Below are 25,504 nucleotides of genomic sequence, written 5' to 3' on the forward strand. Positions count from 1 at the left end.
CCGGCCCGTGCACGTCATACCCGAGAAGACCCCGACCGGGCCCCGCGCCCGCACCCCACCCAGGAGCAGGTGATCCGCCGATGAAACCGGCCCCCTTCGTCTACCACGCACCGGCCGACGTCCAGGAGACCCTGGAGCTGCTGGCCGAGCTGGGACCGGAGGCCAAGGTGCTCGCGGGCGGCCAGTCCCTGGTGCCGGTCCTCAACATGCGCCTGGCCAGCCCCGCCCACCTCGTCGACATCAACCGGGTCGCCGGGCTGGACGAGGTCACGGTCGAGCCCGGCGGGGTGCGCGTCGGCGCCCTCGTGCGGCACGCGCACCTGCTGTCCCACTCCGCCGCGCGCACCGCCCAGCCGCTGCTGCGCCAGGCGCTGCGGTGGGTGGCCCACCCCGTCATCCGCAACCGCGGCACCACCGTCGGCTCGATCGTCCACGCCGACCCCGCCGGCGAGATGCCCGCGGTGCTGGCCCTGACCGACGGCCACGTGCTGCTGCGCTCGGTCCACGGCGACCGCGAGGTCCCGGCCAGCTCCTTCTTCGTCGGCCCCATGGAGTGCTGCGCGACCGCCGACGAGCTCGCCGTCGAGGCGGTCTTCGGCCGCTTCCCGCCCGGCACCCGGACCGGGTTCAGCGAGATCGCGCGCCGGCACGGCGACTACGCCCTCGCCGGGGTCGCCCTGGCGCTGCGCCTCGGCGACGACGGGTCCGTGACCAGCGCGCGGGCCAGCTTCGTCTCGCTCACCGAGGTGCCCGACGTGCTCGACCTGACCGACGCGGTCGCCGGGGCCACCGCCGCCGACCTGCCCGGCCTCGCGGGCCGTGTCGAGGAGGTCGTCGGCGGCCACGTCGACCCCGTCGACGACATCCACGCCTCCGCCGACTACCGCCGCCACCTGGCCGTGGTCCAGACGCACCGGCTGCTCGACCGGCTCACGGCCGGCGAGGACGCCGACGGGACCGTGCGCCTGCCCGACGCCCCCACCGACCAGGAGGTCACCGCATGAGCACGCCGAGCAGCGACAGGCAGATGGACGCGCAGCACGGCCAGGGGCAGCCGCAGGACCGCCCCCAGCCCCCACGCACCCCCGGTGTCCGTGGGCGGGTCGTCACCACCGTGCCGCGCGCCGCGTTCGACCCCGCCGGGGGCGCCGCACGCCCCGAGGAGCTGCTCGACGTCTACCTGCGGGTCAACGGCTCCGAGCACCACCTGCGCGTGCCCGGGCGGCGGCTGCTCTCCGACGCGCTGCGCCACGACCTGCGCCTCACGGGCACCCACGTCGGCTGCGAGCACGGGGTATGCGGTGCCTGCACCGTGCTGCTCGACGGCCAGCCGGCGCGCGCCTGCCTGATGTTCGCCGTCACCGCGCAGGGCCACGACATCACCACCGTCGAGGGCCTCGGCGGTGCCGACGGGCAGCTGGGCCCGGTCCAGCAGGCGTTCGTGGAGTGCCACGGGCTGCAGTGCGGCTTCTGCACCCCGGGCTTCCTGACGACCATCACCGCCTACCTGGACGAGAACCCCGACCCCACCCCGGAGGAGGCGCGGGAGGCGGTCGCCGGCAACCTGTGCCGCTGCACCGGCTACCAGAACATCGTCAAGGCCGTCTGCCGCGCCGCGGAGCTGCGGCGCGACGGCGACGCCCCGCAGGAGGAGCAGCGATGAGCACCCGTTCCGTCGGCGCGCCCGTGCAGCGCCGCGAGGACCCGCGCCTGGTCCGCGGCGACGGCCGCTACCTCGACGACCTCGGCCACGACGCGCTCGCGGCGGCCTTCGTGCGCAGCCCGCACGCGCACGCCCGGATCGTCGACATCGACGTCACCGGCGCGATCGACGTCGACGGCGTGGTCGCCGTGTGGACGTGGGAGGACCTGCAGGCGACCGGCACCGCGGCCGACCCGCTGCCGATGCTGCTGCCGCACCCCAGCATCGAGCACCCGGTCACCACCTACGCTCTCGCCCGCGAGCGCGTGCACCACGTCGGGCAGGCCATCGTCATGGTGGTCGCCCGGGACCGCTACGTCGCCGAGGACGCCGCCCAGCGGGTGCGCGTCCACTACGACGTCCTGCCCGCCGTCGTCGGCGTCGAGGCGGCGCGGGCGGCCGAGCACCTGGTGCACGAGGAGGCACCCGGCAACGTCGGGGCATACTTCGAGCAGCACCTGGGCGACGCGCCCGGACGCATCGCCGCCGCCCCGCACGTGCTCGAGCTCGACCTCGACATCGAGCGCAGCGCGTGCATGCCGATGGAGGGCAAGGGCATCCTGGCCCGCTGGGACGCCGAGGAGCACCGCCTCAAGGTGCACGCCTCGACCCAGACGTCCACCGGGCTGAGGGCGGCGCTGGCCGCCAAGCTCGGGCTGTCGCTGTCGGCCGTGGAGGTGGTCGCCCCCGACGTGGGCGGCGGGTTCGGCGTCAAGATCAACCACCCCTGGCCCGAGGACGTCGCCGTGGCGGCCGCCGCGATGCGGCTGCGCGCCACCGTGAAGTGGGTCGAGGACCGCCGGGAGCACTTCATCTCCTCGGCGCACGAGCGTCAGCAGCTGCAGCACGTGCGCGTCGGGTTCGACGACGACGGGCGCATCCTCGGCCTCGAGGTGCAGCTGTGGCACGACCACGGCGCCTACCTGCCCTACGGCGTCATCGTGCCGCTCAACACCGCCACGCACATCCCCGGTCCCTACCGGATGCGCAACTTCTCGGTCACCTTCACCTCGCTCTACACCAACACCGTCATCGTCACCCCCTACCGCGGGGCCGGCCGGCCGCAGGCCGCCTACCTCATGGAGCGCACGATGGACGCGGTCGCCCGCACCCTGGGCAAGGACCGGGCGCAGGTGCGGGCGGTCAACTTCGTCCAGCCCGAGGAGATGCCCTGGGACCTGGGTATGGTGCTGCAGGACGGGCGCATGGGGGTCTACGACTCCGGTGACTTCCCGGCGAGCCTGGACAAGCTCAAGGCGCTCGTCGGCTGGGACGACTTCGAGGCCTACCGCGCGCAGGCCCGCGCCGAGGGACGCCAGGTCGGGATCGGTATGGCGTGCTACGTCGAGGGGACCGGTGCCGGCCCCTACGAGGGCGGCCACATCGAGATCGAGACCGGCGGGCGCGTCAACGTCTCCACCGGCCTGACGACCCAGGGCCAGGGCCACCAGACGGTCTTCGCCCAGATCGTGGCCGACGAGCTCGGCGTCAAGGTCGAGGACGTGCACGTCACGACCGGTGACACCCGGCGGATGGCCTACTCGGTCGGCACGTGGGGCTCCCGCGGGGCGGTGATGAGCGGCAACGCGCTGCTGCTGACGGCCCGCAAGGTCAAGGAGCGCGCCCTGCAGATCGCCGCAGACGCGCTGGAGGCCAACCCCGACGACCTGGAGATCGTCGACGGCATCGTGCAGGTCAAGGGCGCGCCCACGACCCAGATCCCGCTGCCGATGGTCGCGGTGCTGGCCAACCCGCTGCGCTACGCCTTCGACGAGACCGCTCGCGCGGCGACCCAGTTCGGCGGCAAGGTCGACGAGTCCAAGCCCCCGGTGGCCGACGCGGAGCACCCGGGCCTGGAGGACAGCGAGTTCTTCTCCCCCGTCCGGACCACCTTCGCCAACGGCATGCACGCCGCCGTCGTGGAGACCGACCCCGACACCGCGGAGATCACCGTGCTGCGCTACTGCGTGGTGCACGACTGCGGCCCGATGCTCAACCCGATGATCGTCGAGGGCCAGGTCCACGGCGGGGTGGCCCAGGGCATCGGCGGGGCGCTCTACGAGCGACTGGCCTACGACGGCGACGGCCAGCTGCTCAACGCCTCGTTCATGGACTTCCTCATGCCGTTCGCGACCGAGGTGCCGCACATCGAGACCGACCACCTGGAGACCCCCTCGCCGCTCAACCCGCTGGGCATCAAGGGCGCGGGCGAGGCGGGGACCATTCCCACCAGCGCCGCCATCGCCGCCGCGGTCGAGGACGCCGAGGGCATCCCGATCACCCGGATGCCGATCTCCCCCACCGACCTGTGGCGGCTGCGCCGCGAGCACGCCGCCGACCACCACCCCGAGGAGAAGTAGATGCAGATCACCGGCCGCAACCACCTGTCCGTCGACCCGGCCGCCGCCTGGACGGCCTTCCACGACGCCGGGGTGCTCGAGGACTCCCTGCCCGGCTGCCAGAGCCTGCGGGAGATCGAGCCGGGCAGGTTCGCGATGACCGTGAGCGCCGGGGTCGCCGCGATCAAGGGCACCTACGACGGTCAGGCGGTGTTCTCCCAGGAGACCGAGCCGGAGCGCTTCGTGCTCTCGCTGTCCGGCGCCGGCGGACCGGGGACGGTCGACGCCGACGTCGCGGTGCGGCTCAGCCCGGCCGACGACGGCGGCACGGACCTGGACTGGACCGCCGACGCGACCGTCGGCGGTCCGGTCGGCGGAGTGGGCCAGCGCATGCTGTCCTCGGTCGCCCGGCGGCTGGCCACGCAGTTCTTCACCAACATCGACGAGCACCTGGCCCGCGGCGGGTCAGCGCCGGCGAGGCAGGCCTCGCTGACGGGCGTCGAGGACCCGGGTGCCGGAGGCGCCGGAGGACCGGTCGCGGCCGGCGCCGGGGGCGCCGGGCCGGCTCGGGCGGACGGTGCCGGCCAGGGCCTGCTCGCCGGCCGTTCCGGCGGGATGGCGGTGTCCGGCGCTCCCGGCGCGTCCGGTCAGCTCGTGCCGATGGTCACCGGCGCCGCCATCGCGCTGGTCGGCGTGGCCCTGGGCGCCCGCCTGCGCCGCCGCTGACCGCCGTGCCCTGCCCGCCGGTCCCGGCGAGCAGGGTCTCCGGTCTGCTTCAATGCTGGGATGATCCCGGCCACCATGCAGGCCGTGCTGCTCACCGGCCACGGCGGCCCCGCGCGGCTCGAGCTGCGCGACGACGTGCCGGTGCCCGAGCCCGCTCCCCACGAGGTGCTGCTGGAGATCAGCGCCTGCGGCATGAACAACACCGACGTGTGGGTGCGTGAGGGCGCCTACGGCCTCGAGGACGACCCGACGGCGGTGTCGACCTGGCGGCGGGGCCGCTCCACCCTGGAGTTCCCCCGCATCCAGGGCACCGACAGCGTCGGGCGCGTCGTGGCCGTGGGTGCCGGCGTGGACGAGGCCCGCGTCGGCGAGCGGGTGATGGTGGACTTCTCGATCTACAACCGGGACGACGACAGCCTCGCCGACATCGACTACCTCGGCCACGGGCGGGACGGCGGTTACGCCGAGTACCAGGTGGTCCCCGCCGACCACGCCCACGTGGTCCACCGGGACATCGACGACGCGGAGCTGGCCACCTTCTGCTGCGCCTACCTCACCGGGGAGCACATGCTCGACCGGGCCCGGGTCGTCCCGGGCGAGCGGGTGCTGATCACGGGCGCCTCCGGTGGTGTCGGGTCCGGGCTCATCCAGCTGTGCCGGGCCCGGGGTGCCGTCCCCTACGCGGTCACCAGCGCCGGCAAGGCCGAGGCCGTGCGGGCCGTCGGCGCCGAGGGCGTGGTGGTGCGCGGCGAGGGAGACCTCGTGGCACAGGTGGCCGAGGCCACCGGCGGCGCCGGCATCGACGTGGTGGCCGACCTCGTCGCCGGGGACCTGTTCAACGACCTGCTCCGCATCCTGCGGCCCGAGGGCCGCTACACCACCTCGGGCGCCATCGGCGGCCCGGTGGTGCAGCTCGACCTGCGCACCGTCTACCTCAAGCACCTCGAGCTGCACGGCTCCTCCCAGGGGACGCGGGCCGCGTTCCGGCGCGTGGTCGGTTACATCGAGTCCGGGGCCGTGCGCCCCCTCCTCGCCGGCACCTACCGCCTCAGCCGGTTCCACGACGCCCAGCGGGCGTTCATGGCCAAGGGCTTCGTCGGCAACCTCGTCGTCGTGCCCGACGCGCGGTGGGAGGAGGTCGGGGCGCCCCATGCCGCCTGAGCACCGCCGCCGCATCCGGCTCGTCGACACCCACTACGGCGGTGACGTCAGCCGCGTCGTCCTGGGCGGCATACCCCGGGTGCCGGGTGACAGCGTGCTCGCCAAGCGGGCGTGGCTGGGCGGGGACGGGGACGCCCTGCGCCGGCTGCTGCTCTCCCCGCCCTACGGGGAGCCGGCGATGTGCGCCAACGTCGTGGTCGACCCCGACCTGGACGGCGCGGACGCCGGCTACGTGATCATGGAGGCGATGGGGTACCCGTTCTTCTCGGGCTCCAACTCCATCTGCGTCGCCACCGCGCTGCTCGAGAGCGGCTACCTGGCGATGGGACCGCCCGGGCGTCAGGTGGTGCACCTGCAGCCCCCGGCTGGCCTCGTCCGCGCCGAGGTGGAGCACGACGGCCGGCACGTGCACGCGGTCACCGTCACCTGCGACACCGCGTGGGTGCTCGACCGAGGTCGCACCGCCGAGCTGCCGGGCTTCGGGACGGTCACCTACGACCTGGTCTGGTCCGGCTGCTTCTACGCCGTCGTGGACGCCGAGGCCCACGGCTTCGCCCTGAGCGAGCCGGAGCGACCGGTGCTGGCCGATCTCGGGATGTCGCTGTGCCTCGTGGCCTCCCCGGACCTGGAGCTGGTGCACCCCACCTTCGGCGACACCGGCCCGCTCGCGTTCGTGAGCCTCGCCGGCCCCCTGACCGAGGGCGGCGACGGCATCGAGGTCGCCACCGCCACCTACGTCCACCCCGGGGTGGTCTGCCGCTGCCCCACGGGGACCGGCACCGCGGCCCAGCTGGCGCTCCTTGCGGACGACGGTGTGCTGGGCGTCGGCGACCGGCTGACCAGCATCTCCCCCACCGGCTCCACGATGGTGGGCGAGATCGTCGGGCGTCCCGGCCTGCACGGCCGGGTCGGCACGACATCCACCATCACCGGCCGGGCGTTCACGCTCGGCGTGACCGAGCTGGTGGTGAACCTCGACGACGACCTGGGGACCGAGGGCATCTGGGAGCTGCTGGCCGGCACCGCCGGCCCCTGAGTCCCGTCGAGGACTCCCCCAACTTGTGCCGAACGGCCGGCTCGTCGTCGTCAGATGTTGCCGGGGATGACGGCGCCCGCACGAGGTTGACTTCGACCCACATGCACACGCGCCAGGCACGGCCCTCCTGCCGCCACCACCACCCGAAGGGAAAGTGCGGATGAGCACCACGACGAACCGCCGGATCAGGATCGGCATCGACACGGGCGGCACGTTCACCGACGTGGTCGCGTTCGACGAGGACGCCGGCACGATCACGACGACGAAGACGCCGTCGACCCCCGGCAACCCCGCCGACGGCTTCATCAACGGGGTCGACAAGGTGCTCGACCTGCTGGGGGCCACCGGCGCCGACGTCACCGCGGTCTCGCACGGCACGACGGTGGCCACCAACCAGCTGCTCGAGGCCAAGCTGGACCCGCTGGGCTTCGTCACCACCGAGGGCTACGAGTTCGTCCTGGAGATCGCGCGGCAGGCGGTGCCGGACGGCTACGGCAACTCCTACTTCTGGGTCAAGCCCGAGCGCATCGTGCCGGCCGACCTGGTGAAGACCGTGGGCGGCCGCATGGACTTCGAGGGCAACGAGGTCCGGCCCTTCGACGAGGACGGCGCGCGTGCTGTGGCCCGGTGGTTCCGTGACCAGGGGATCAACACCCTCGGGGTGAACTTCCTGCACGCCTACGCCAACCCCGCCCACGAGGAGCGGATGCGCCAGGTCCTGGCCGAGGAGCACCCGGACTGCGTCGTGTCCCTCTCCAGCGAGGTGCTGCGGGAGTACCGCGAGTACGAGCGCTCGATGACCACCCTCGTCGACGCCGCGGTCAAGCCCAAGGTCAGCGCCTACGTCGCCAACATCTCCGAGCGGCTGCGTGCCTACACCGGGACGGGGGCGGAGGGCTCCGGGGGGTCCACGGGGGGCGGAGCCCCCCGTGCGATGCCGTTCTACATCATGAAGTCCAACGGTGGTGTCCTGTCCGCCGAGGAGGTCGTGCACCAGCCGATCACCACCGTGCTCTCCGGCCCGGCCGCCGGCGCCCTCGGCGCGGCCCTCGTCTCCGGCCTGGCCGGGTTCGACAAGGTGCTCACCTGCGACGGCGGCGGCACCTCGACCGACGTCTCGGTGGTCCTGGGCGGCGAGCCCACGCTGACCACCGAGGGGTCGGTCGGTGCCTACCCGTCGAAGATCCCGATGATCGACGTGGTCACCGTGGGCGCCGGCGGCGGCTCGATCGCCTGGATCTCCCCCGACGGCTCGCTCAAGGTCGGTCCGCACTCGGCCGGCGCCGACCCCGGCCCGCTGTGCTACGGCAGGGGCGGCGCCGACGGCGCCCCGACCATCACCGACGCGCACCTGCTGCTCGGGCGCATCCCCCCGCACCTGCTGGGCGGGGAGATCCCGCTCGACGTCGACGCGGCGCGCGCGGGCCTGGAGCAGATCGCCGGCCGGCTCGGGCTCGACGTCGAGCGCGCGGCGACGGGCATCCTGGAGATCAGCGCCTGGAACCAGGCCAACGCCCTGCGTCAGATCTCGGTGAAGCGTGGCCTGGACGTGCGCGACTTCATGCTCGCCACCTTCGGCGGCTCCGGCTCGCTGCTGGCCTGCCGGCTCGTGGACATCCTCGGTCTGGCCGGCGTCATCGTGCCGCTCAACCCGGGCAACGTGTCGGCCTTCGGCCTGCTGACGGTGGACGTCAAGAACGACTACGTCCAGACCATGGTGTCCAAGCACGACCACCTCGACCTGGCGCAGCTGGGATCGGTCTACGGCGCCCTCGCCGAGCGTGCCACCCACGCCCTGGACCTGGAGGGCTTCGAGCGCGCCGACCACCAGTTCCAGCGGACCGCCGACCTGCGCTACGTCGGCCAGGCCTTCGAGGTGCGCGTGCCGGTCCCGGCCGGGGAGCTCGACCAGGCCGCCGTGGACCGGGTGGCCGAGGCCTTCCACGACGAGCACCGCGCTCTCTACGGCTACGACTTCCGCGGGGACGAGCGTCAGCAGGTCGAGTGGGTCAACCTGCGCGTCACCGGCGTGGGCCCCATCACCCGCCCGACGCTGCCGGAGATCGGCACCGGTGAGGGCGACGCGCAGCGGGCCCGCACCAGCACCCGTCGGGTCTGCTTCGACGCCGCCGACGGCTACGTGGACACCCCGGTCTACTGGCGTCCCGACCTGGCCGACGGCGACCTGGTCCAGGGCCCGGCGATCATCGAGGAGTTCGGCTCCACCGTCCCGGTCCACCCGGGCTTCGAGGTCCGGGTCGACGCCTGGGGCAACCTCGTCATCACCAAGCCCGGCAGCGACGACGCTGCCCACCGCGAGACCGCGCAGCCAGCCCTGGTGAGCGCCTCGGCATACCTCACCGCCGTGCAGAGCCAGGAGGAGCAGGCATGAGCACCACCAGCACCCCGACCACCGCCGCCGCAGCCGTGGACCCCATCGTCGTCGAGATCGTCCAGGGCACCCTGGCCTCGGTCGAGATGGAGGTCGAGACGGCGATCGCCCGCACGTCCCGCAGCCCGATGATCCGCGACGCGCACGACTTCCGCGCCGGCATCCACGACCGGCAGCTGCGCAAGCTCACCGGCCGCTCCTACAGCGCGCTGGTGCACCCGGTGGTCCGCGACTTCCCGCTGGAGACCATGCGGCCCGGGGACGTCTTCTTCCACAACGACGTCTACGAGTCCGAGGGCGGCATCGGCCACCTGCCCGACCTGTGCGTCACCGTCCCCGTCTTCCACGAGGGCGAGGTCGTGTGCTTCGTGCAGGCGTTCGGCCACCACGACGACATCGGCGGCGCGACCCCGGGCTCGATGCCGTCGGCGGCGACCAGCGTCTACGAGGAGGGCCTCATGGTCCCCCCGATCAAGCTGTGGGACCAGGGTGTGCCCAACCAGGCCGCCCTGCGGATCATGACCCGCAACTCGCGGATGCCCGAGTCGCTGGCGGCCGACCTCGACGCCGAGTGCTCCGCCTGCCTCATGGGTGCGGCCCGGCTGACCGAGCTGTTCGAGCGCTACGGCCGCGAGACGGTCGAGGCCGCCTTCCAGGCCATCCTCGACAAGACGACCGAGACCTACCGGCGCGAGATCCTCTCCAAGATCCCCGACGGGGAGTACGTCTGGGAGGACTACGCCGAGCACGACGGCGTCGACGAGCCACGGCTGCACACCCAGCGGATCACGCTGACCAAGACCAGCACCGGTGGCCCCGACGACGGCCCGAAGATCGTCATCGACTTCACCGGCACCGCCCCCCAGGCCAAGGGCCCGATCAACCACTGCGGCGACTACGCCGACGGCAACTTCCTCAAGAAGTGGCTGGCCCCGATCCTGCGCAACCTCGCCGACACACCGGAGCGCATGGGCGAGCTGGACGTCAACGAGGGCGTCGTCCCGCTCATCGAGATGAGGTTCCCGGAGAAGGGCACGCTGCTCACGCCGATCTTCCCGGCGCCGACCAACGCCCGCACGTTCGTCATCCTGCGCCTGCTCGGCGTGCTCGCCGGCGTCCTCGCCAAGGCGGTCGACGGCCAGATGCCGGCCGACCAGGAGACGATCCGCTACACCGGCGTCTACGGCAAGGACCGCGACGGCAAGGACTACCTCATGCGCGAGGTGCTCGGCGGCGGTGCCGGCGGGCGCTACTACGCCGACGGCGAGGACACCATCCACGTCGTGCCGGACTCCCGCAACCTGCCCACCGAGTTCACCGAGTCCCGCTTCCCCTTCCTCGTCGAGCGCCTCGGCCTGGCCGTGGACTCCGGCGGACCCGGGCGCTACCGCGGCGGCCTGGGCTACGAGAAACACATCCGGATGCTCAAGGACGCCAACTTCATGTCCATCGCCGACCGTTCGATCCTGGCCTGCTGGGGCGTCAAGGGCGGCAAGGCGGGGCGCCCCTTCGAGGTCTGCATCGACCCCGGCGGCCCCGACGAGAGGTATGTCGACGCCCTCGCCGACGCCGAGCCCGTCAAGGCCGGTCAGGTCATCCGGATCCGCACCACCGGTGGCGGTGGCTGGGGTGACCCGCTGGAGCGCCCGGTGGAGGAGGTGGAGCGCGACCTGCGCTGGGGCAAGGTCTCCTTCGAGGGGGCCCGCCGCGACTACGGCGTGGTGGCCTTCGGCACCAAGGACGAGCCGCTCGTCGACGTCGCGGCGACCGAGGAGCTGCGGGCCTCGCTGCGCGACGCGCGCGGGGAGGAGCCGTTCTTCGACCGCGGTCCCGGATACGCCCAGCTGTCGGGCGGCGCCACCTCGGCCGACGTCGACTGGCTCTAGGCCGACCTCCGTGGGAGCAGGCACCGTCACCGTCCTCGGCGCGACCGGCAAGACCGGTCGCGCCGTGGTGGCGGCTGCCCTGCGGCGCGGGCTGACCGTCCGGGCGACCTCCCGCGACCCCGGCCACGGGGCTCCGGCCGTGGTGACCTCGGGTGGCCCTGACGGCACGAGGTCACCACAGGCGACCGGTGACCCGCGGCTGAGCTGGCACCGGGCCGACGTCGTCACCGGCGAGGGCCTGGCCGACGCGCTGACGGGCGCGGACGCGGCATACCTGATCGTGCCCAACGTGCATCCCGCCGAGGTGGAGGCGGTGGAGCTGGCGACCCGCGCGGCCACGGAAGCCGGCGTCGAGCGCCTCGTCTACCACTCGGTCGCCGACCCCGACGACGCGCGTATGGCCCACCACCTGCGCAAGGGCGCGGCCGAGCGCGCGGTGCGCCGGCTGCGCCCCGACGCCGTGGTGCTGCGTCCCTGCGCCTACCTGCAGAACCTGCTGCCGTCCGCGGTCGCCGGCCACCTCGAGGTGCCCTACCGGCTGAGCGCGCCCTTCAGCCTCGTCGACCTCGACGACGTCGCCGAGGTCGCTGCCGCCGCGCTCGACGGCCGGCTCGAGCCCGGGAGCACGCACGACCTGGGCGGGCCGGAGGTGCTGTCCGTCCTGCAGCTGGCCGAGGTGGCCGTCACGGTCCTCGGCCGGCCGGTGAGCGCCTCGGCCGTCACACCGGAGCAGTGGCGCTCCGGGCCCGGGGCCGGCGTGGACGGGTCCGCGCTGGAGGACCTGCTGGCGATGTTCGCCGCCTACGACCAGAGCGGGTTCACCGTGGACCCCGCTCCCCTGGCCCGCCTGCTCGGGCGTCCGCCCACGACGTGGGCCCAGCTGCTGACGAAGGAGTCTTCATGAGGATCGTCCTGGCCCTGGGTGGCAACGCGATGACCGCCTCGGACGGGCGGTCCACGCCCGACGACCAGCGGGCCGCGATCGCGGTGGCCGCCGAGCACATCGCCCGGCTCGTCGCCGCGGGCCACGAGGTGGTCGTGACCCACGGCAACGGCCCGCAGGTCGGCAACATCCTGCTCAAGAACGAGCTGTCGGCGCACCGGCTGACCCCCGTCAGCCTGGACTGGTGCGGCGCCCAGACCCAGGGCACCATCGGCTTCACGCTCATGAACGCCCTGGAGCGCGCGCTCGCGGCCCAGGACGCCGCCCGACCGGTCGCGACGCTGGTCTCCCGCACCGTGGTCGACGCCGACGACCCCGCCTTCACCAGCCCCACCAAGGCCATCGGCCCCTACGGCAGCGCCGACCACGCCGCGGCGATGACGGCCGCGGGCCAGGCGTGGCGGGACGAGGGCCCCAAGGGGTGGCGGAGGGTGGTCGCCTCCCCCGAGCCGCTGCAGATCGTCGACGCCCCGGCCGTGGCCGCCCTGCTGGCCCAGGGTTTCCTCGTCGTCTCCTCCGGCGGCGGCGGCATCCCGGTGGTGCCCGACCCGCGCGGGGGCTACCAGGGCGTCGAGGCCGTCATCGACAAGGACCTCACCGCCACGCTGCTCAGCCGGCAGGTCGAGGCCGACCTGCTCGTCATCGCGACCGACGTCGAGCACGCCGTGCTCGGCTGGGGGACGCCGCAGGCACGGCCGCTGGGGCAGGTCCGCGCCGCCGAGCTGCGCGCGCACATCGAGGCGGGTGAGTTCGGCGTCGGCTCGATGCTGCCCAAGGTCGAGGCCGTGACCCGCTTCGTCGAGTCCGGCGGGCCGCGCGCGGTGGTCACCGACCTTGCCTCGATCACCGAGGCCGCCGACGGTGGCACCGGGACCGTCGTCGTCCCCTGAGGGCGTGCCTGCGGCGTCCCCGGTCGCGGGTATGCCGGGCGGGTGGCGTCCCCGGTCACCGGTATGCCGTGCGGGCGCCGTCCCCGGTCGCGGGGCGGGCGTGTGACGAGGCCCACCTTGACGCCACGTCATACCCCTGGGCTAGAGTGCCGTGCAATGACCTCGATGCTCCTTCTTCCGCGCCGCAGCGAGACCTCCTAGGTCCGGCCCTCGCTGCGGAGTCCTGCTGTCCGACGGACCGACAGCCCCCAGCGAGAAGAGAGCCGGACCACCATGAGCATCACCACCCCCGCCGCACCCCCCGCCCACCCGGGCACCGCACGCACCGACGCGCCCGCCGACACCCACGTCGTGCGCCGCAACCCCCAGCAGCCCAGCGGCATGCCCGTCGAGCGCTACACCGCATACCCGGCCGTGGACCTGCCCGACCGCACCTGGCCGGGCCGCACGATCACGCAGGCCCCGCGCTGGTGCGCGGTCGACCTGCGTGACGGCAACCAGGCGCTGATCGACCCGATGACCCCCGACCGCAAGCGGCGCATGTTCGAGCTGCTCGTGCGGATGGGCTACAAGGAGATCGAGGTCGGCTTCCCCGCCGCCAGCCAGACCGACTTCGACTTCGTGCGGATGCTCATCGAGGAGGACCTGATCCCCGACGACGTCGTCATCCAGGTGCTGACCCAGGCGCGCGAGCACCTGATCGAGCGCACCTACGAGGCGATCGCCGGGTCCCGGCAGGCGATCGTGCACCTCTACAACTCGACCTCCACCCTGCAGCGCCGGGTCGTCTTCGGCGCCAGCGAGGACGAGATCGTCGACATCGCGGTGCAGGGCGCGCGGACCTGCAAGAAGTACGAGGAGCAGCTGCACGCCGACCACCCCGGCACCGAGATCACCTACGAGTACTCCCCCGAGTCCTACACCGGTACCGAGCTGGAGTTCGCCGTCCGCGTCTGCAACGCGGTGATGGAGGTCTTCGTCCCGACGCCCGAGCGACCCGTCATCATCAACCTGCCGGCGACCGTGGAGATGGCCACCCCCAACGTCTACGCCGACTCCATCGAGTGGATGAGCCGGCACCTGGACCACCGCGAGAACGTCATCCTGTCGCTGCACCCGCACAACGACCGGGGCACCGGCGTCGCGGCCGCCGAGCTGGGCTACCTGGCCGGCGCCGACCGGATCGAGGGCTGCCTGTTCGGCAACGGCGAGCGCACCGGCAACGTCTGCCTGGTCACCCTGGGCATGAACCTGTTCAGCCAGGGCGTCGACCCGCAGGTCGACTTCTCCGACATCGACGAGATCCGCCGCACGGTGGAGCACTGCAACCAGCTGCCGGTGCCCGAGCGCCACCCCTACGGCGGCGACCTGGTCTTCACCGCCTTCTCCGGCAGCCACCAGGACGCGATCAAGAAGGGCCTGGAGGCGCTGGAGCGGGAGGCCGCCGAGGTCGGGGTCCCGGTCGAGGAGCACCGCTGGGAGGTGCCCTACCTGCCGGTGGACCCCAAGGACATCGGTCGCACCTACGAGGCGGTGATCCGCGTCAACAGCCAGTCCGGCAAGGGTGGCGTGGCCTACGTGATGAAGACCGAGCACAAGCTGGACCTGCCGCGGCGGCTGCAGATCGAGTTCAGCGGGGCGGTGCAGCGGCACACGGACACCGAGGGCGGCGAGATGACGCCGGCCCAGATCTGGTCCGCCTTCCAGGACGAGTACCTCGAGCAGGACGGGCCGCTGGTCGGCACCGACCACACGCTGACCCACGACGAGGACGCCGGGCACGACCGCATCGAGGCCACCGTCGAGCTCGACGGGGCCGAGCAGCAGGTCACCGGCGTGGGCAACGGCCCGATCGCGGCCTTCACCGACGCGCTGTCCACGATCGGCATCGACGTGCGGGTGCTCGACTACCACGAGCACGCGCTGAGCTCGGGTGCCGACGCGTATGCCGCCGCCTACGTCGAGTGCGCGATCGACGGCGAGGTGCGCTGGGGCGTAGGCATCCACCCCAGCACGGTCACGGCGGCGCTGCGGGCGGTCACGAGCGCGGTCAACCGGCCGCGGCACTGACGAACCGGGCCGGCTCCCGGCCACCCGGGCGCCGTCCCGGCCACCCGGGCGCCGTCCCGGCCACCCGGGCGCCGTCCCGGCCACCCGGGCGCCGAGTGGCCCACTTCCGGCGGCCGAGAAGGCCTTTGCACCGACCGAAGTGGGTCGCTCGGCGGGAACCGGACCCGGGACGGTGAAGTTGACACGTCACGCGCCGCCTCCCTATCCTGCAGACCCCGAGGGGAGTACTTCTCGAAGTCGCGTCGGTCAGTGCGCGGGACCCATGTCCCGCTCGGCGCGCGCCCTGGCAGCAGGGTGAAGGAGACCTCGATCCGCACGTGATCGAGAGGTCCCTTCGTCCATGACACCTGTGCCCCTGGCTGCCACCCGCGCCGCCGAGCCGACCGCCTCCGTCGCCGACCCGACGCTGTGGCTGCTGACCATCGGCGCGGTCGTCGCGCTCCTGGTGGTCGACATGATCCTCACGCGCCGCCCGCACGAGGTGGGGATGCGCGAGGCGCTCGGCTGGTCGGCCTTCTACCTCGCCCTCCCCCTCGCCTTCGGCGTGTGGATCTGGAACGCCTTCGGCTCCCAGACCGGGCTGGAGTACTACACCGGCTACCTCGTCGAGAAGTCGCTGTCGGTCGACAACCTGTTCGTCTTCATCATCATCCTCAGCGCCTTCGCCGTGCCCCGGCACCTGCAGCAGCGGGTGCTGCTGATCGGCATCGTCGGCGCGCTGGTGCTGCGCGGCATCTTCATCGCTCTCGGCGCCGCGCTCATCGCCAACTTCGCCGTCACCTTCCTGGTCTTCGGCCTCATCCTGCTGGCGACCGCCTGGAAGGTGCTGCGCGACGCCCGCTCCGACTCCCACGGGGTCGACGTCGCCACGCTGCCCGTCGTGCGGCTGACCCGCCGGTTCATGCCGGTGACCGACGACTACCGCGGCAGCCGGCTGACGGTGCTCGAGGGCGGTCGACGGGCCCTGACCCCGCTGGCCCTGGTGGCGCTGGCGATCCTGGGCACCGACATCGTCTTCGCGGTCGACTCCGTCCCGGCCGTCTACGGCATCACCGGCGACCCCTACCTCGTCTTCGTGACCAACGCCTTCGCCCTGCTCGGCCTCCGGGCCCTGTACTTCGTGCTCGAGGGCGCCCTGGGCAAGCTGCGCCACCTCGGCTACGGGCTGTCCCTCATCCTGGCGTTCATCGGCGTCAAGCTGGTCCTGCACTGGGCCCACGGCATCTGGCCGGGCGTGCCCACCGTGCCCACCGTGGCCTCGCTCGTCGTCATCGTCGGCATCCTGGCCGCCACCGTGCTGACCAGCGTGCTCGCCGACCGGCGGGCCACACGCCGACGGTCGGTCGAGGCCGGGACGGAGCCGACCCAGGAGGAGGCGACGGCGCAGGAGGCCGTCGCCGAGGAGCTCAGCCCCGACCGTCGCCCAGCAGGGTCCGACCGTCCTCGGTGACGCTCCAGTAGGGGTTGTAGGCGATCTCCCAGACGTGGCCGTCGGGATCCTCGAAGACTCCGGAGTAGCCGCCCCAGTAGCGGGTCGCCGGCCGGCGCAGCACCGTCGCGCCGGCGTCCACCGCGCTGAGGAACTGCTCGTCGACGTCGGCGGCGCTGGGGACGTTGAGACCCAGGACCTTGCCGCCCCACCCGTCGCCGCTGCCGGGCGTCTCCTCGGTGTCGTCCTCGATGTCGATGCCGGAGTCGACGGCCAGGGCCATCCGGTCCCACAGCGCCAGCACCATCCCGCCCGCCTGGAAGAACTCGATGTTCTCCGGCGAGGGGCCCGGCTCCCAGCCGAGCGCGACGTAGAAGCTGCGGGCACGGTCCATGTCGGCCACGCCGAGGGTCACCAGGGAGACGCGCTGATCCATGCCGTCAACCTAGCAGCGGAGGTCAGCGGCCCAGCAGGCGCGCCACGGCCACGGGTATGGCGCGCGCCACGGCGAGGGCGCGGACCGGCCCACCGGGGTTGGCCACGTCGGCGGCGACGCCGTGCACCAGCGCGGCGAGCGACCCCGCGTCGCGGGGCGGCAGACCGGCCGCCAGCAGCACGCCGGCCAGACCGGCCAGCACGTCCCCCGCACCGGCGGTCGCGAGCCACGCCGGGGCGTCGGTCTGGGACCGGACCGGGACGGTCGGGTCGGGGTCGGCGACCAGCGTCGTCGACCCCTTGAGCAGGACGGTGCACCCGCTGACGGCGGCCGCACGCCGGACGTGCTCCACCGGCGCGGCCTCCACCTGATCGCGCGTCACCTCCTCGCCGGTCACGGCGGTCAGCAGCCGCGCCAGCTCGCCGGCGTGCGGGGTGAGCAGCGTCGGCGCCTGACGCCGGTTCCCCGCGGCGACCCACGACGCGAGCAGCTCCAGGGCACCGGCGTCCACGACGAGCGGCACGTCGCCGCCGAGCAGCTCGCGCACGTGGTCGGCCTGGTGGTCGGCGCAGTCGGGGTGGTCGCAGCCGTGCGGCTCCACGCCGGGCCCGACCACGGCGGCCTGCATCCGGCCGGGGCCGGGCACCACCTCCGGGCAGGCGGCGAGCACGAGGTCGGTCGGGCGGCCCGGTCCGACGTAGCGCACCATCCCGGCGCCCGACTCCACCGCGGACGTCACGCACAGCACGGCCGCGCCCGGGTAGGCCTCGCTGCCGGCGACGACGCCCACGACCCCGCGGGAGTACTTGTGGTCGCCCATCCCCGGCACCGGCCACAGGCTGCGCACGTCGTCGTGCTCCAGCCGTTCGACCACCGGGGGCACGTCCGTCTCGACACCGATGTCCACGACCGTCAGGCGGCCCACGGCGGCCTCGGTGCCGGGCAGCAGGTGGACGGGCTTGCACATCCCGAAGGTCACGGTCTCGTCGGCGACCACCGCGGGGGCACGCCCGAGCGGCTCCTCCCCCGCCGGGTCGGCGCCGCTGGGCAGGTCCACCGCCAGCAGGTATGCCGTGTCCGGCACCGCGTCGACGACGGCCGTCATCGCGCCGCGCAGACCGGCTCGGCCACCGATGCCGAGCAGGCCGTCGACCACCAGGTCCGCGGCGGCCAGCACCTCGAGCACGCGACCGGGCAGGGTCTCGGCGTCGGGCTCGACCTCGACGACCTCGACGCCGGCGGCCCGTGCCGCCGCCCGGCCCTCGGGGTGCAGCCTCGGCGCGACCCCCACGGCAGTGACGTCGGGCCCGTCGAGGAAGGACGCCGCCCACAGGGCGTCGCCCCCGTTGTCCCCGGGGCCGGCCAGCACGACCACCGTCCTGGCGCCCAGCTGCTCGGCACGCACGGCGACCACCTCGGCCAGCCCGCGGGCGGCACGCTGCATGAGCTCGCCCTCCGGCAGGTCGGCACGCACCCGGTCCTCGGCGGCGCGGACGTCGGCGACGGCATACCCGACGATCACGCCAGGCCCCCGCCCTCGGCGACGACGACCGCGGAGGCGATCCCGGCGTCGTGCGACAACGAGACGTGCAGGTGGGCCACCCCGAGCTCGTCGGCGCGGGCCCGCACGGTGCCCTGGGTGCGCAGGTGGGGGCGGCCGGTGCTGTCACGGACCACCCACGCGTCGGTCCAGCGCAGCCCGACGGGGGCACCCAGGGCCTTGGCCAGCGCCTCCTTCGCGGCGAACCGGGCGGCCATCGACTCCGGCCGCAGCCCCAGCTCGTCGTCGGTGAAGAGACGCTCGCCCAGGCGCGGGTTGGCCTCCATCCGCGCCGCGAAGCGCGCGATGTCGACCACGTCGATGCCGACCCCGATGATCATCGTGGGCACCTCGTCCCTCGGGGCGCGGCATCGAGCCCGAGGCGGAGCCCCTGGACGAGGTTCACGGTCACGGTCGCCGGTTACTCGACCGTGACGGACTTGGCCAGGTTGCGCGGCTGGTCGACGTCCAGGCCCTTGGCGGTCGACAGGTGCAGGGCGAAGACCTGCAGCGGCACGACCGTCAGCAGCGGTGCCAGCAGCGGGGAGGTGTGCGGGACGCGGATGACCTCGTCGGCGAAGGGCACGACGTCCTCGTCCCCCTCCTCGGCGATCACGAGGGTGCGGGCGCCGCGCGCGCGGATCTCCTGGATGTTGGAGACCACCTTGTCGTGCAGCCCGTGCTCGCTGCCCGGGGACGGGACGATCACGAAGACCGGCTGGCCGGGCTCGATGAGGGCGATCGGGCCGTGCTTGAGCTCGCCGGCGGCGAAGCCCTCGGCGTGGATGTAGGCCAGCTCCTTGAGCTTGAGCGCGCCCTCCATCGCGACCGGGTAGCCCACGTGGCGGCCCAGGAAGAGCACCGAGCGGGAGTCGGCCATGTAGTAGGCGATCTCCTTGACGCGGTCCATGCCGGCCAGGACGGTCTCGATCTGGGCGGGGATCCCCTGCAGCTCGGCCATCACCTCGGCGGCGTCCCTGCCGTAGGAGGTGCCGCGCAGGGAGGCGAGGTAGAGGCCGAGGATGTAGCTGGCCGTGATCTGCGCCAGGAAGGCCTTGGTCGAGGCGACCGCGATCTCCGGGCCGGCGTGGGTGTAGAGCACCGCGTCGGACTCGCGCGGGATCGTCGAGCCGTGGGTGTTGCAGATCGAGACCGTGCGCGCACCCAGCTCCTTGGCGTGGCGGACCGCCATGAGCGTGTCCATGGTCTCGCCCGACTGGGAGATCGAGACCACGAGCGTGCGCTCGTCGATCACCGGGTCGCGGTAGCGGAACTCGTGAGCGAGCTCCACCTCCACGGGGATGCGGGTCCAGTGCTCGATGGCGTACTTGGCGACCATGCCGGCGTAGGCGGCGGTGCCGCAGGCGACGATGACGATCTTGGTGACCGCCCGCAGCTCCTCCACGTCGATGTGCAGCTCGTCGAGGGTCAGGTTGCCCTCGGCGTCCGTGCGCCCCAGGAGGGTGTCGGCGACCGCGTGCGGCTGGTCGTTGATCTCCTTCTCCATGAAGGTGTCGTAGCCGCTCTTCTCGGCCGCGGCGGCGTCCCAGGTGACCTCGTAGGCCTTGCCGTCCGAGGGGGTGCCGTCGAAGTTGACGACCTCGTAGGTGTCGGGGGTGATCGTGACGATCTGGTCCTGCCCCAGCTCGAGGGCGTGCCGGGTGTGGCCGATGAAGGCGGCGACGTCGGAGCCGAGGAAGTTCTCCCCCTCGCCCAGGCCGACGACCAGCGGGGAGTTGCGGCGGGCGCCGACGACGACGTCGGGCTGGTCGGAGTGGACCGCGAGCAGGGTGAACGCCCCGTGCAGGTCGGCGACGGTCTCGCGCATCGCCGTCGTCAGGTCGCCGCTGCGCTCGAAGGCGGCGCTGAGCAGGTGGGCGACGACCTCGGTGTCGGTCTCGGAGGTGAACTGCACGCCCTCGGACTCCAGGCGGCCCTTGAGCGAGTGGAAGTTCTCGATGATGCCGTTGTGCACGAGGGCGAGCTTGCCGTCGCGGCCGCCGCGGTGCGGGTGGGCGTTCTGGTCGGTCGGGCCGCCGTGGGTGGCCCACCGGGTGTGCCCGATGGCGGTCGCGGTCTCCGGCAGGTCCGCCTCCTCGATCGCGGCCCTCAGGTTGGCCAGCTTGCCCGCGCGCTTGCGCGTCTCGACTCCGTCCGGCGCGACGAGGGCCACCCCGGCCGAGTCGTAGCCGCGGTACTCCAGGCGCCCGAGGCCCTCCATGACGACGTCCAGGGCCTTCTCGCTGGCCCGGGGGCCGACATATCCGACGATTCCACACATGGGGACAAGGGTACGGCCTGCGTCGAGCCGCGGCGGAACCCCTCAGAGGCGGCGCAGCCGCACCCGGTCGACGCTGTGGTCGGGGCCCTTGAGCAGGACGAGGGTGGCGCGGCTGCGGGTCGGCAGGATGTTGTCGACGAGGTTGGGGGCGTTGATCGACTCCCAGATGTGCGCGGCGGTGCTCACCGCCTCCTCGTCGCTGAGCGAGGCGTAGCGGTGGAAGTGCGACTCGGGGTCGGCGAACGCCGTCTCGCGCAGCCGCAGGAAGCGCTCGACGTACCAGCGCTTCACGTCGCCGACGTGGGCGTCGACGTAGACCGAGAAGTCGAAGAAGTCGCTCACCGCCAGGCCCGGACCGCGCCCGTTGGGGTGCGGCCGGGGCGGCTGCAGCACGTTGAGCCCCTCGATGATCAGCACGTCGGGCTGCCGGACCGCGATCTGCTCCCCGGGCACGATGTCGTAGACCAGGTGGCTGTAGACCGGCGCCGTCACCTCCGCGCGCCCGGCCTTGACCTCGGAGACGAAGCGCAGCAGCGCCCGCCGGTCGTAGGACTCCGGGAAGCCCTTGCGCTCCATCAGGCCGCGCTCGCGCAGCACCGCGTTGGGGTAGAGGAAGCCGTCGGTGGTGACCAGGGAGACCTCGGGCCGGGTGTCCCAGCGCCGGATGAGCTCGGCCAGGATGCGGGCCGTGGTCGACTTGCCGGCGGCCACGGACCCGGCGACCCCGATGACGAAGGGGGTGCGGTCGGGCCGGCGCTCGAGCAGGAAGTCGCTGGTCACCTGGTGCAGCCGCGCCGTCGCCTCCTCGTAGAAGGAGAGCAGCCGGCTGATCGGCAGGTAGACCTGCTCGACCTCGGCCATGTCCAGCGGCTCACCCAGGCCCCGGAGCCGCTCGATGTCGTCGGCGTCGAGGTGCATCGGGTGCTCCTCGCGCAGCCGTGCCCAGTCCGCACGGTCGAGCTCGACGTACGGGGAGGGGATGACGGCACCGTTGGCGTGCGAACCCATGGGCTGCATTGTGGCAGGCAACAGCGCCGTCCCGACCGCGGGGAGGGTGGCGCGTCACATCCGGGCGTAGCGGGCCCGGGCGAAGGAGTAGACGCCGTAGAGCACCAGGCCCACCGCGACGACGAGCAGCAGCGCGGTGCCGAGGGGCTGGTCCGAGAGCGCCTTGAGGGCGGCGTCCATCCCGCCGGCCTCCTCGGGGTCGGCCTGCCAGGCCGCGACGACGAAGAGCAGCCCGACGACCGCGAGTGCGACCCCCTTGGCCGCGTAGCCGATCCGGCCGGCCCAGGTCACGGCCCGGCCGCTGGTGCCGCCACCGGTGGTGCGCAGGTCCTCGAGGAACTTCTCGGAGACGCCCTTGTAGACGTGGTAGCCGCCCACCGCGAGCACCCCGACGCCGACGGCCGCCACGAGGACGCGGCCGAACGGCATACCCATGACCATGGCGGTGAGGTCGTCGGTGCGCTGCTCGCCGTCGGAGCCGCCGCCCCGCGCGAACGAGAACGCCGTGACGCCCAGCACCGCGTAGACGACCGCCTTCGCGCCGTCCTTGACCCGGTCGGTCAGCTCGTCGGCGCCTGCGACGGCGTCGACCAGCTGCCACAGCGCGAGGGCGACGAAGCCGACGACGCAGACCCACAGCAGCACGGCGCCGCCGGGGGCGGACCGCAGCGAGCCGAGGGCGCCGCTCTGGTCGGCGTCACCGCCTCCGCCGAGCGCGACCTGCGCGGCGATCCAGCCGATGACGACGTGGATGAGCCCGCTGGCGGCATACCCGGCCCGCGCCAGCCACTCCACCCAACGGTGCCGGCCCACCTCGCGGGCGGTCTCGGCCGCCTCCATGCCCATCGCGCCTGCGTTCACACCGCTCACCCTAGGGCGTGCGGGGCCGGCATGCCGTGCTCGTCACCTCCAGGACGCCGCGAGCACGGCCCGTCGTCGTGACGGACCGTGCTCGCGGTGAGGTATGGCCGGAGCGGCTCAGTACCAGTTGACCGCCTCGGAGTGCGCCCAGGCGTTGCAGGGGCTGCCGTAGCGCTCGGAGATGTAGCCCAGGCCCCAGGCGATCTGGGTGGCCGGGTTGGTCTGCCAGTCGGCGCCCGCGCTGGCCATCTTGCCGGCCGGCAGGGACTGGGGGATGCCGTAGGCACCGGAGGAGGGGTTGGTCGCCGTGTGGCTCCACCCGGACTCGCGCTGCCACAGGGAGTCGAGGCAGCCCCACTGGTCGTCGCCCCAGCCGTAGCTGGACAGCATCGAGCGGGCGATGGACCGCGCGTCGCCCGAGCTCACCGGAGCGGGGGCGGGCGCCGGCGCGGGGGCCTGCTGCTGGGCCGGGGCGGGCTCCGGGGCGGGGGCACGCTCGGCGCTGCGGGAGGCGGCCTCGGCCTGCTGGCGCGCGGCGGCCTCGCGCTCGGCGGCGGCCTGCTCGGCGGCGGCCTGCTCGGCAGCGGCCTGCTCGGCAGCGGCCTGCTCGGCGGCAGCCTGCTCCGCCGCGGCCTGCTCCGCCGCGGCCTGCTCGGCGGCGGCCTGCTTCGCGGCCTCGCGCTCGGCGCGCTTCTGCGCCGAGATGGCCTCGGAGGCCTCGCGGACCGCGTCCACGCCGGTGGAGGTCAGGTCGGTGCTCACGGTCAGCGCGGCGGCACCCTGCTCGGCACGCAGGGCGCGGGCCTCGGCGTAGGCGCGACCGGCCTCGGCGCCCGTCTCGGGGCTGACGGAGGCGACCGGGTCGGCGGCCAGCTGCGGGTCGGTCTGGCCGACCGCGGCACGGGCGGACTCGGCGGGGGCGCCGCCCGTGGAGGACGCCGCGAAGGCGGCGAGGGCCACGGAGCCGGCCGCGATCGTCGCGGTCACGACGCCGGCCGGGCCGCCGAGGCGGCGGATGCGGTGGCGCCCGTGGGCGCTCTCCTGCTCAGGGGTCAGGGACATGCGAGGGCTACCTATCGGTCGAGGAACGGTCCCACCACCTCCGGGTGTGAGGCACAGGGGGCACCTCGGCACGGGATCCCGGCGGGACAGGCGGCGTTACCATTTCGTGATCTAACCCGTCCACGGTGCCCAACCGCGGGGCCGCGCGTCAAACTGGCGACCTGCTTCTGTGGCTAAGGTCACAACTCACCGACCACTCTTGTGATCAACAGTTACCTACAGTCACACCAGCCCCACGGGGTCTGGGCCTCGCACACCTACCTCGCGGTAGACCGGCCGGTCACCTCGCGCTCCTCAGACCAGGCCGCCGGGCCCCTCCAGGAGCTCGGTCACCAGCGCCGCGATCGGGCTGCGCTCGCTGCGGGTGAGGGTGACGTGGGCGAAGAGCGGGTGCCCCTTGAGCGCCTCGATGACGGCGGCCACCCCGTCGTGCCGGCCCACGCGCAGGTTGTCGCGCTGGGCGACGTCGTGGGTGAGCACCACCCGGGAGCTCTGGCCGATCCGCGAGAGCACGGTGAGCAGCACGTTGCGCTCCAGCGACTGGGCCTCGTCGACGATGACGAAGGCGTCGTGCAGCGACCGGCCGCGGATGTGCGTCAGCGGCAGCACCTCGAGCATGTCGCGGTCGAGGACCTCCTCCACGACCTCCGTGGAGACCACCGCGCTCAACGTGTCGAAGACCGCCTGCGCCCAGGGCCCCATCTTGTCGTTCTCCGACCCGGGCAGGTAGCCGAGCTCCTGGCCGCCCACGGCATACAGGGGGCGGAAGACGATGACCTTGCGGTGCTGGCGACGCTCCATGACGGCCTCCAGGCCGGCGCACAGCGCGAGCGCGCTCTTGCCGGTGCCCGCGCGGCCGCCGAGGCTGAGGATCCCCACGTCGGGGTCGAGCAGCAGGTCGAGCGCGATCCGCTGCTCCGCCGAGCGCCCGTGCAGCCCGAAGGCGTCCCGGTCGCCGCGCACCAGGCGCACGCGCCCGTCCGGCGCCACCCTGCCCAGGGCACTGCCCGAGGGGCCCAGGACCGTCAGGCCGGTGTGCACCGGCAGGTCGGCCGCGGCCTCGTGCTCGAGGTGGCCGTGCTCGTAGAGCGCCTGCATCTGGGCGTCGTCCACGTCGAGCTCGGCCATGCCGGTCCAGCCGCTGTCGCGAGCCAGCTCGGCGCGGTACTCCTGGGCGTCCAGCCCGACCGCCGAGGCCTTGACGCGCATCGGCAGGTCCTTGCTGACGACCGTGACGTCTTTGCCCTCCGCGGCCAGGTTGGCGGCGACCGCCAGGATGCGGCTGTCGTTGTCGCCCAGCCGGAACCCGGCCGGCAGCGAGCCGGGGTCGGTGTGGTTGAGCTCGACGTGCACGCTGCCGCCGCGCCCGCCCACCGGGACGGGCTCGCTGAGCGTGCCGTGCTGCACCCGCAGGTCGTCGAGCATCCGCAGCGCCTGCCGGGCGAAGTAACCCAGCTCGGGGTGGTGCCGCTTGCCCTCCAGCTCGGTGATGACCACCACCGGCAGGACGACCTCGTGCTCGGCGAAGCGCAGCAGCGCGTGCGGGTCGGACAGCAGCACGCTGGTGTCGAGCACGTAGGTCTTCACGCCCGTGCCGGGGACCACGTCCACGGGCAGCTGCGCGTCGTCGAGGGTGGGGACGGAGGAGCGGTGGGTGATGGTCATGGCGACTCCCTGCAGACGCGCGCCGGTGCTAGGCGTCTCGTCGGTGGCTGGACCGGGACCGGACCCGCGCCACCTGG

20 protein-coding genes are annotated in these 25,504 nt (G+C 73.3%); 12 read left to right on the forward strand and 8 right to left on the reverse strand.

The features are described from left to right. Window positions 1-80: 80 nt before the first annotated feature. The 12 genes from K330_RS0113810 (at window position 81) to K330_RS21375 (ending at window position 16,595) form a co-directional block, all read left to right on the forward strand. Entirely contained in the window at window positions 81-1,004 is a 924-nt protein-coding gene (locus K330_RS0113810) for an FAD binding domain-containing protein (protein ID WP_022922408.1), read from the forward strand. Continuing rightward, the gene (locus K330_RS0113815; RefSeq protein ID WP_022922409.1) at window positions 1,001-1,663 is read left to right on the forward strand and encodes a (2Fe-2S)-binding protein; all 663 of its coding nucleotides are present in this window, start codon (window positions 1,001-1,003) and stop codon (window positions 1,661-1,663) included. Before K330_RS0113810 ends, K330_RS0113815 begins: the two co-directional genes overlap by 4 nt. Continuing rightward, window positions 1,660-4,062: an aerobic carbon-monoxide dehydrogenase large subunit gene (gene cutA, locus K330_RS0113820; protein ID WP_022922410.1), complete on the forward strand. Its 2,403-nt coding sequence runs from the start codon at window positions 1,660-1,662 to the stop codon at window positions 4,060-4,062. The genes K330_RS0113815 and cutA overlap by 4 nt, the downstream gene beginning before the upstream one ends. Further along, window positions 4,063-4,767, forward strand: a complete 705-nt coding sequence (locus tag K330_RS0113825; protein ID WP_022922411.1) for an SRPBCC family protein — start codon at window positions 4,063-4,065, stop codon at window positions 4,765-4,767. Window positions 4,768-4,827: 60 nt separating this feature from the next. Next, window positions 4,828-5,928, forward strand: coding sequence for an alcohol dehydrogenase family protein (locus K330_RS0113830; RefSeq protein WP_022922412.1), 1,101 nt, complete (start codon window positions 4,828-4,830; stop codon window positions 5,926-5,928). Beyond that, on the forward strand, window positions 5,918-6,964 hold the full coding sequence (locus K330_RS0113835; protein ID WP_022922413.1) for a proline racemase family protein: 1,047 nt from the start codon (window positions 5,918-5,920) through the stop codon (window positions 6,962-6,964). The genes K330_RS0113830 and K330_RS0113835 overlap by 11 nt, the downstream gene beginning before the upstream one ends. A 160-nt stretch (window positions 6,965-7,124) precedes the next feature. Further along, complete coding sequence (locus K330_RS21365) at window positions 7,125-9,356, forward strand: hydantoinase/oxoprolinase family protein (protein ID WP_022922414.1); 2,232 nt, start codon at window positions 7,125-7,127, stop codon at window positions 9,354-9,356. Continuing rightward, complete coding sequence (locus tag K330_RS0113845; RefSeq protein ID WP_022922415.1) at window positions 9,353-11,242, forward strand: hydantoinase B/oxoprolinase family protein; 1,890 nt, start codon at window positions 9,353-9,355, stop codon at window positions 11,240-11,242. Before K330_RS21365 ends, K330_RS0113845 begins: the two co-directional genes overlap by 4 nt. A 10-nt stretch (window positions 11,243-11,252) precedes the next feature. Then, a complete protein-coding gene (locus K330_RS21370) occupies window positions 11,253-12,146 on the forward strand; it encodes an SDR family oxidoreductase (protein WP_040658158.1) in 894 nt (297 codons plus the stop codon). Next, complete coding sequence (locus K330_RS0113855) at window positions 12,143-13,075, forward strand: carbamate kinase (RefSeq protein WP_022922417.1); 933 nt, start codon at window positions 12,143-12,145, stop codon at window positions 13,073-13,075. The genes K330_RS21370 and K330_RS0113855 overlap by 4 nt, the downstream gene beginning before the upstream one ends. 381 nt (window positions 13,076-13,456) lie before the next feature. Next, a complete protein-coding gene (leuA, locus tag K330_RS0113860) occupies window positions 13,457-15,145 on the forward strand; it encodes a 2-isopropylmalate synthase (protein WP_040658201.1) in 1,689 nt (562 codons plus the stop codon). Window positions 15,146-15,485: 340 nt separating this feature from the next. Further along, window positions 15,486-16,595: a TerC family protein gene (locus tag K330_RS21375; RefSeq protein ID WP_051145619.1), complete on the forward strand. Its 1,110-nt coding sequence runs from the start codon at window positions 15,486-15,488 to the stop codon at window positions 16,593-16,595. Here K330_RS21375 and K330_RS0113870 read toward each other — a convergent pair. The 8 genes from K330_RS0113870 to K330_RS0113905 all read right to left on the reverse strand — a co-directional run bounded on the left by K330_RS0113870 (window position 16,552) and on the right by K330_RS0113905 (window position 25,427). Beyond that, a complete protein-coding gene (locus K330_RS0113870; RefSeq protein ID WP_022922420.1) occupies window positions 16,552-17,010 on the reverse strand; it encodes a VOC family protein in 459 nt (152 codons plus the stop codon). The genes K330_RS21375 and K330_RS0113870 overlap by 44 nt on opposite strands. A 22-nt stretch (window positions 17,011-17,032) precedes the next feature. Next, window positions 17,033-18,532 carry a bifunctional ADP-dependent NAD(P)H-hydrate dehydratase/NAD(P)H-hydrate epimerase gene (locus K330_RS0113875; protein ID WP_022922421.1) on the reverse strand — a complete coding sequence of 500 codons (1,500 nt, stop codon included), beginning with the start codon at window positions 18,530-18,532 and terminating at the stop codon, window positions 17,033-17,035. Then, window positions 18,529-18,891 (reverse strand): holo-ACP synthase, encoded by a 363-nt coding sequence (locus K330_RS0113880; RefSeq protein ID WP_022922422.1) that lies wholly within the window; start codon window positions 18,889-18,891, stop codon window positions 18,529-18,531. The genes K330_RS0113875 and K330_RS0113880 overlap by 4 nt, the downstream gene beginning before the upstream one ends. Window positions 18,892-18,971: 80 nt before the next feature. Beyond that, a complete protein-coding gene (gene glmS, locus K330_RS0113885) occupies window positions 18,972-20,831 on the reverse strand; it encodes a glutamine--fructose-6-phosphate transaminase (isomerizing) (protein WP_029202677.1) in 1,860 nt (619 codons plus the stop codon). 42 nt (window positions 20,832-20,873) lie between these two features. Beyond that, window positions 20,874-21,839, reverse strand: coding sequence for a type I pantothenate kinase (coaA, locus tag K330_RS0113890; protein WP_022922424.1), 966 nt, complete (start codon window positions 21,837-21,839; stop codon window positions 20,874-20,876). Between the two features lie 54 nt (window positions 21,840-21,893). Further along, window positions 21,894-22,700, reverse strand: coding sequence for a DUF1206 domain-containing protein (locus K330_RS0113895; protein WP_229665836.1), 807 nt, complete (start codon window positions 22,698-22,700; stop codon window positions 21,894-21,896). A gap of 117 nt (window positions 22,701-22,817) precedes the next feature. After that, complete coding sequence (locus tag K330_RS23730) at window positions 22,818-23,762, reverse strand: aggregation-promoting factor C-terminal-like domain-containing protein (protein ID WP_022922426.1); 945 nt, start codon at window positions 23,760-23,762, stop codon at window positions 22,818-22,820. A 294-nt stretch (window positions 23,763-24,056) separates the two neighbouring features. Beyond that, window positions 24,057-25,427 carry a PhoH family protein gene (locus K330_RS0113905; protein WP_022922427.1) on the reverse strand — a complete coding sequence of 457 codons (1,371 nt, stop codon included), beginning with the start codon at window positions 25,425-25,427 and terminating at the stop codon, window positions 24,057-24,059. Window positions 25,428-25,504 lie beyond the last annotated feature (77 nt).

The sequence above is a fragment of the Ornithinimicrobium pekingense DSM 21552 genome, from assembly GCF_000421185.1.
In the GTDB taxonomy this organism is placed as follows: Bacteria; Actinomycetota; Actinomycetes; order Actinomycetales; family Dermatophilaceae; genus Ornithinicoccus; species Ornithinicoccus pekingensis.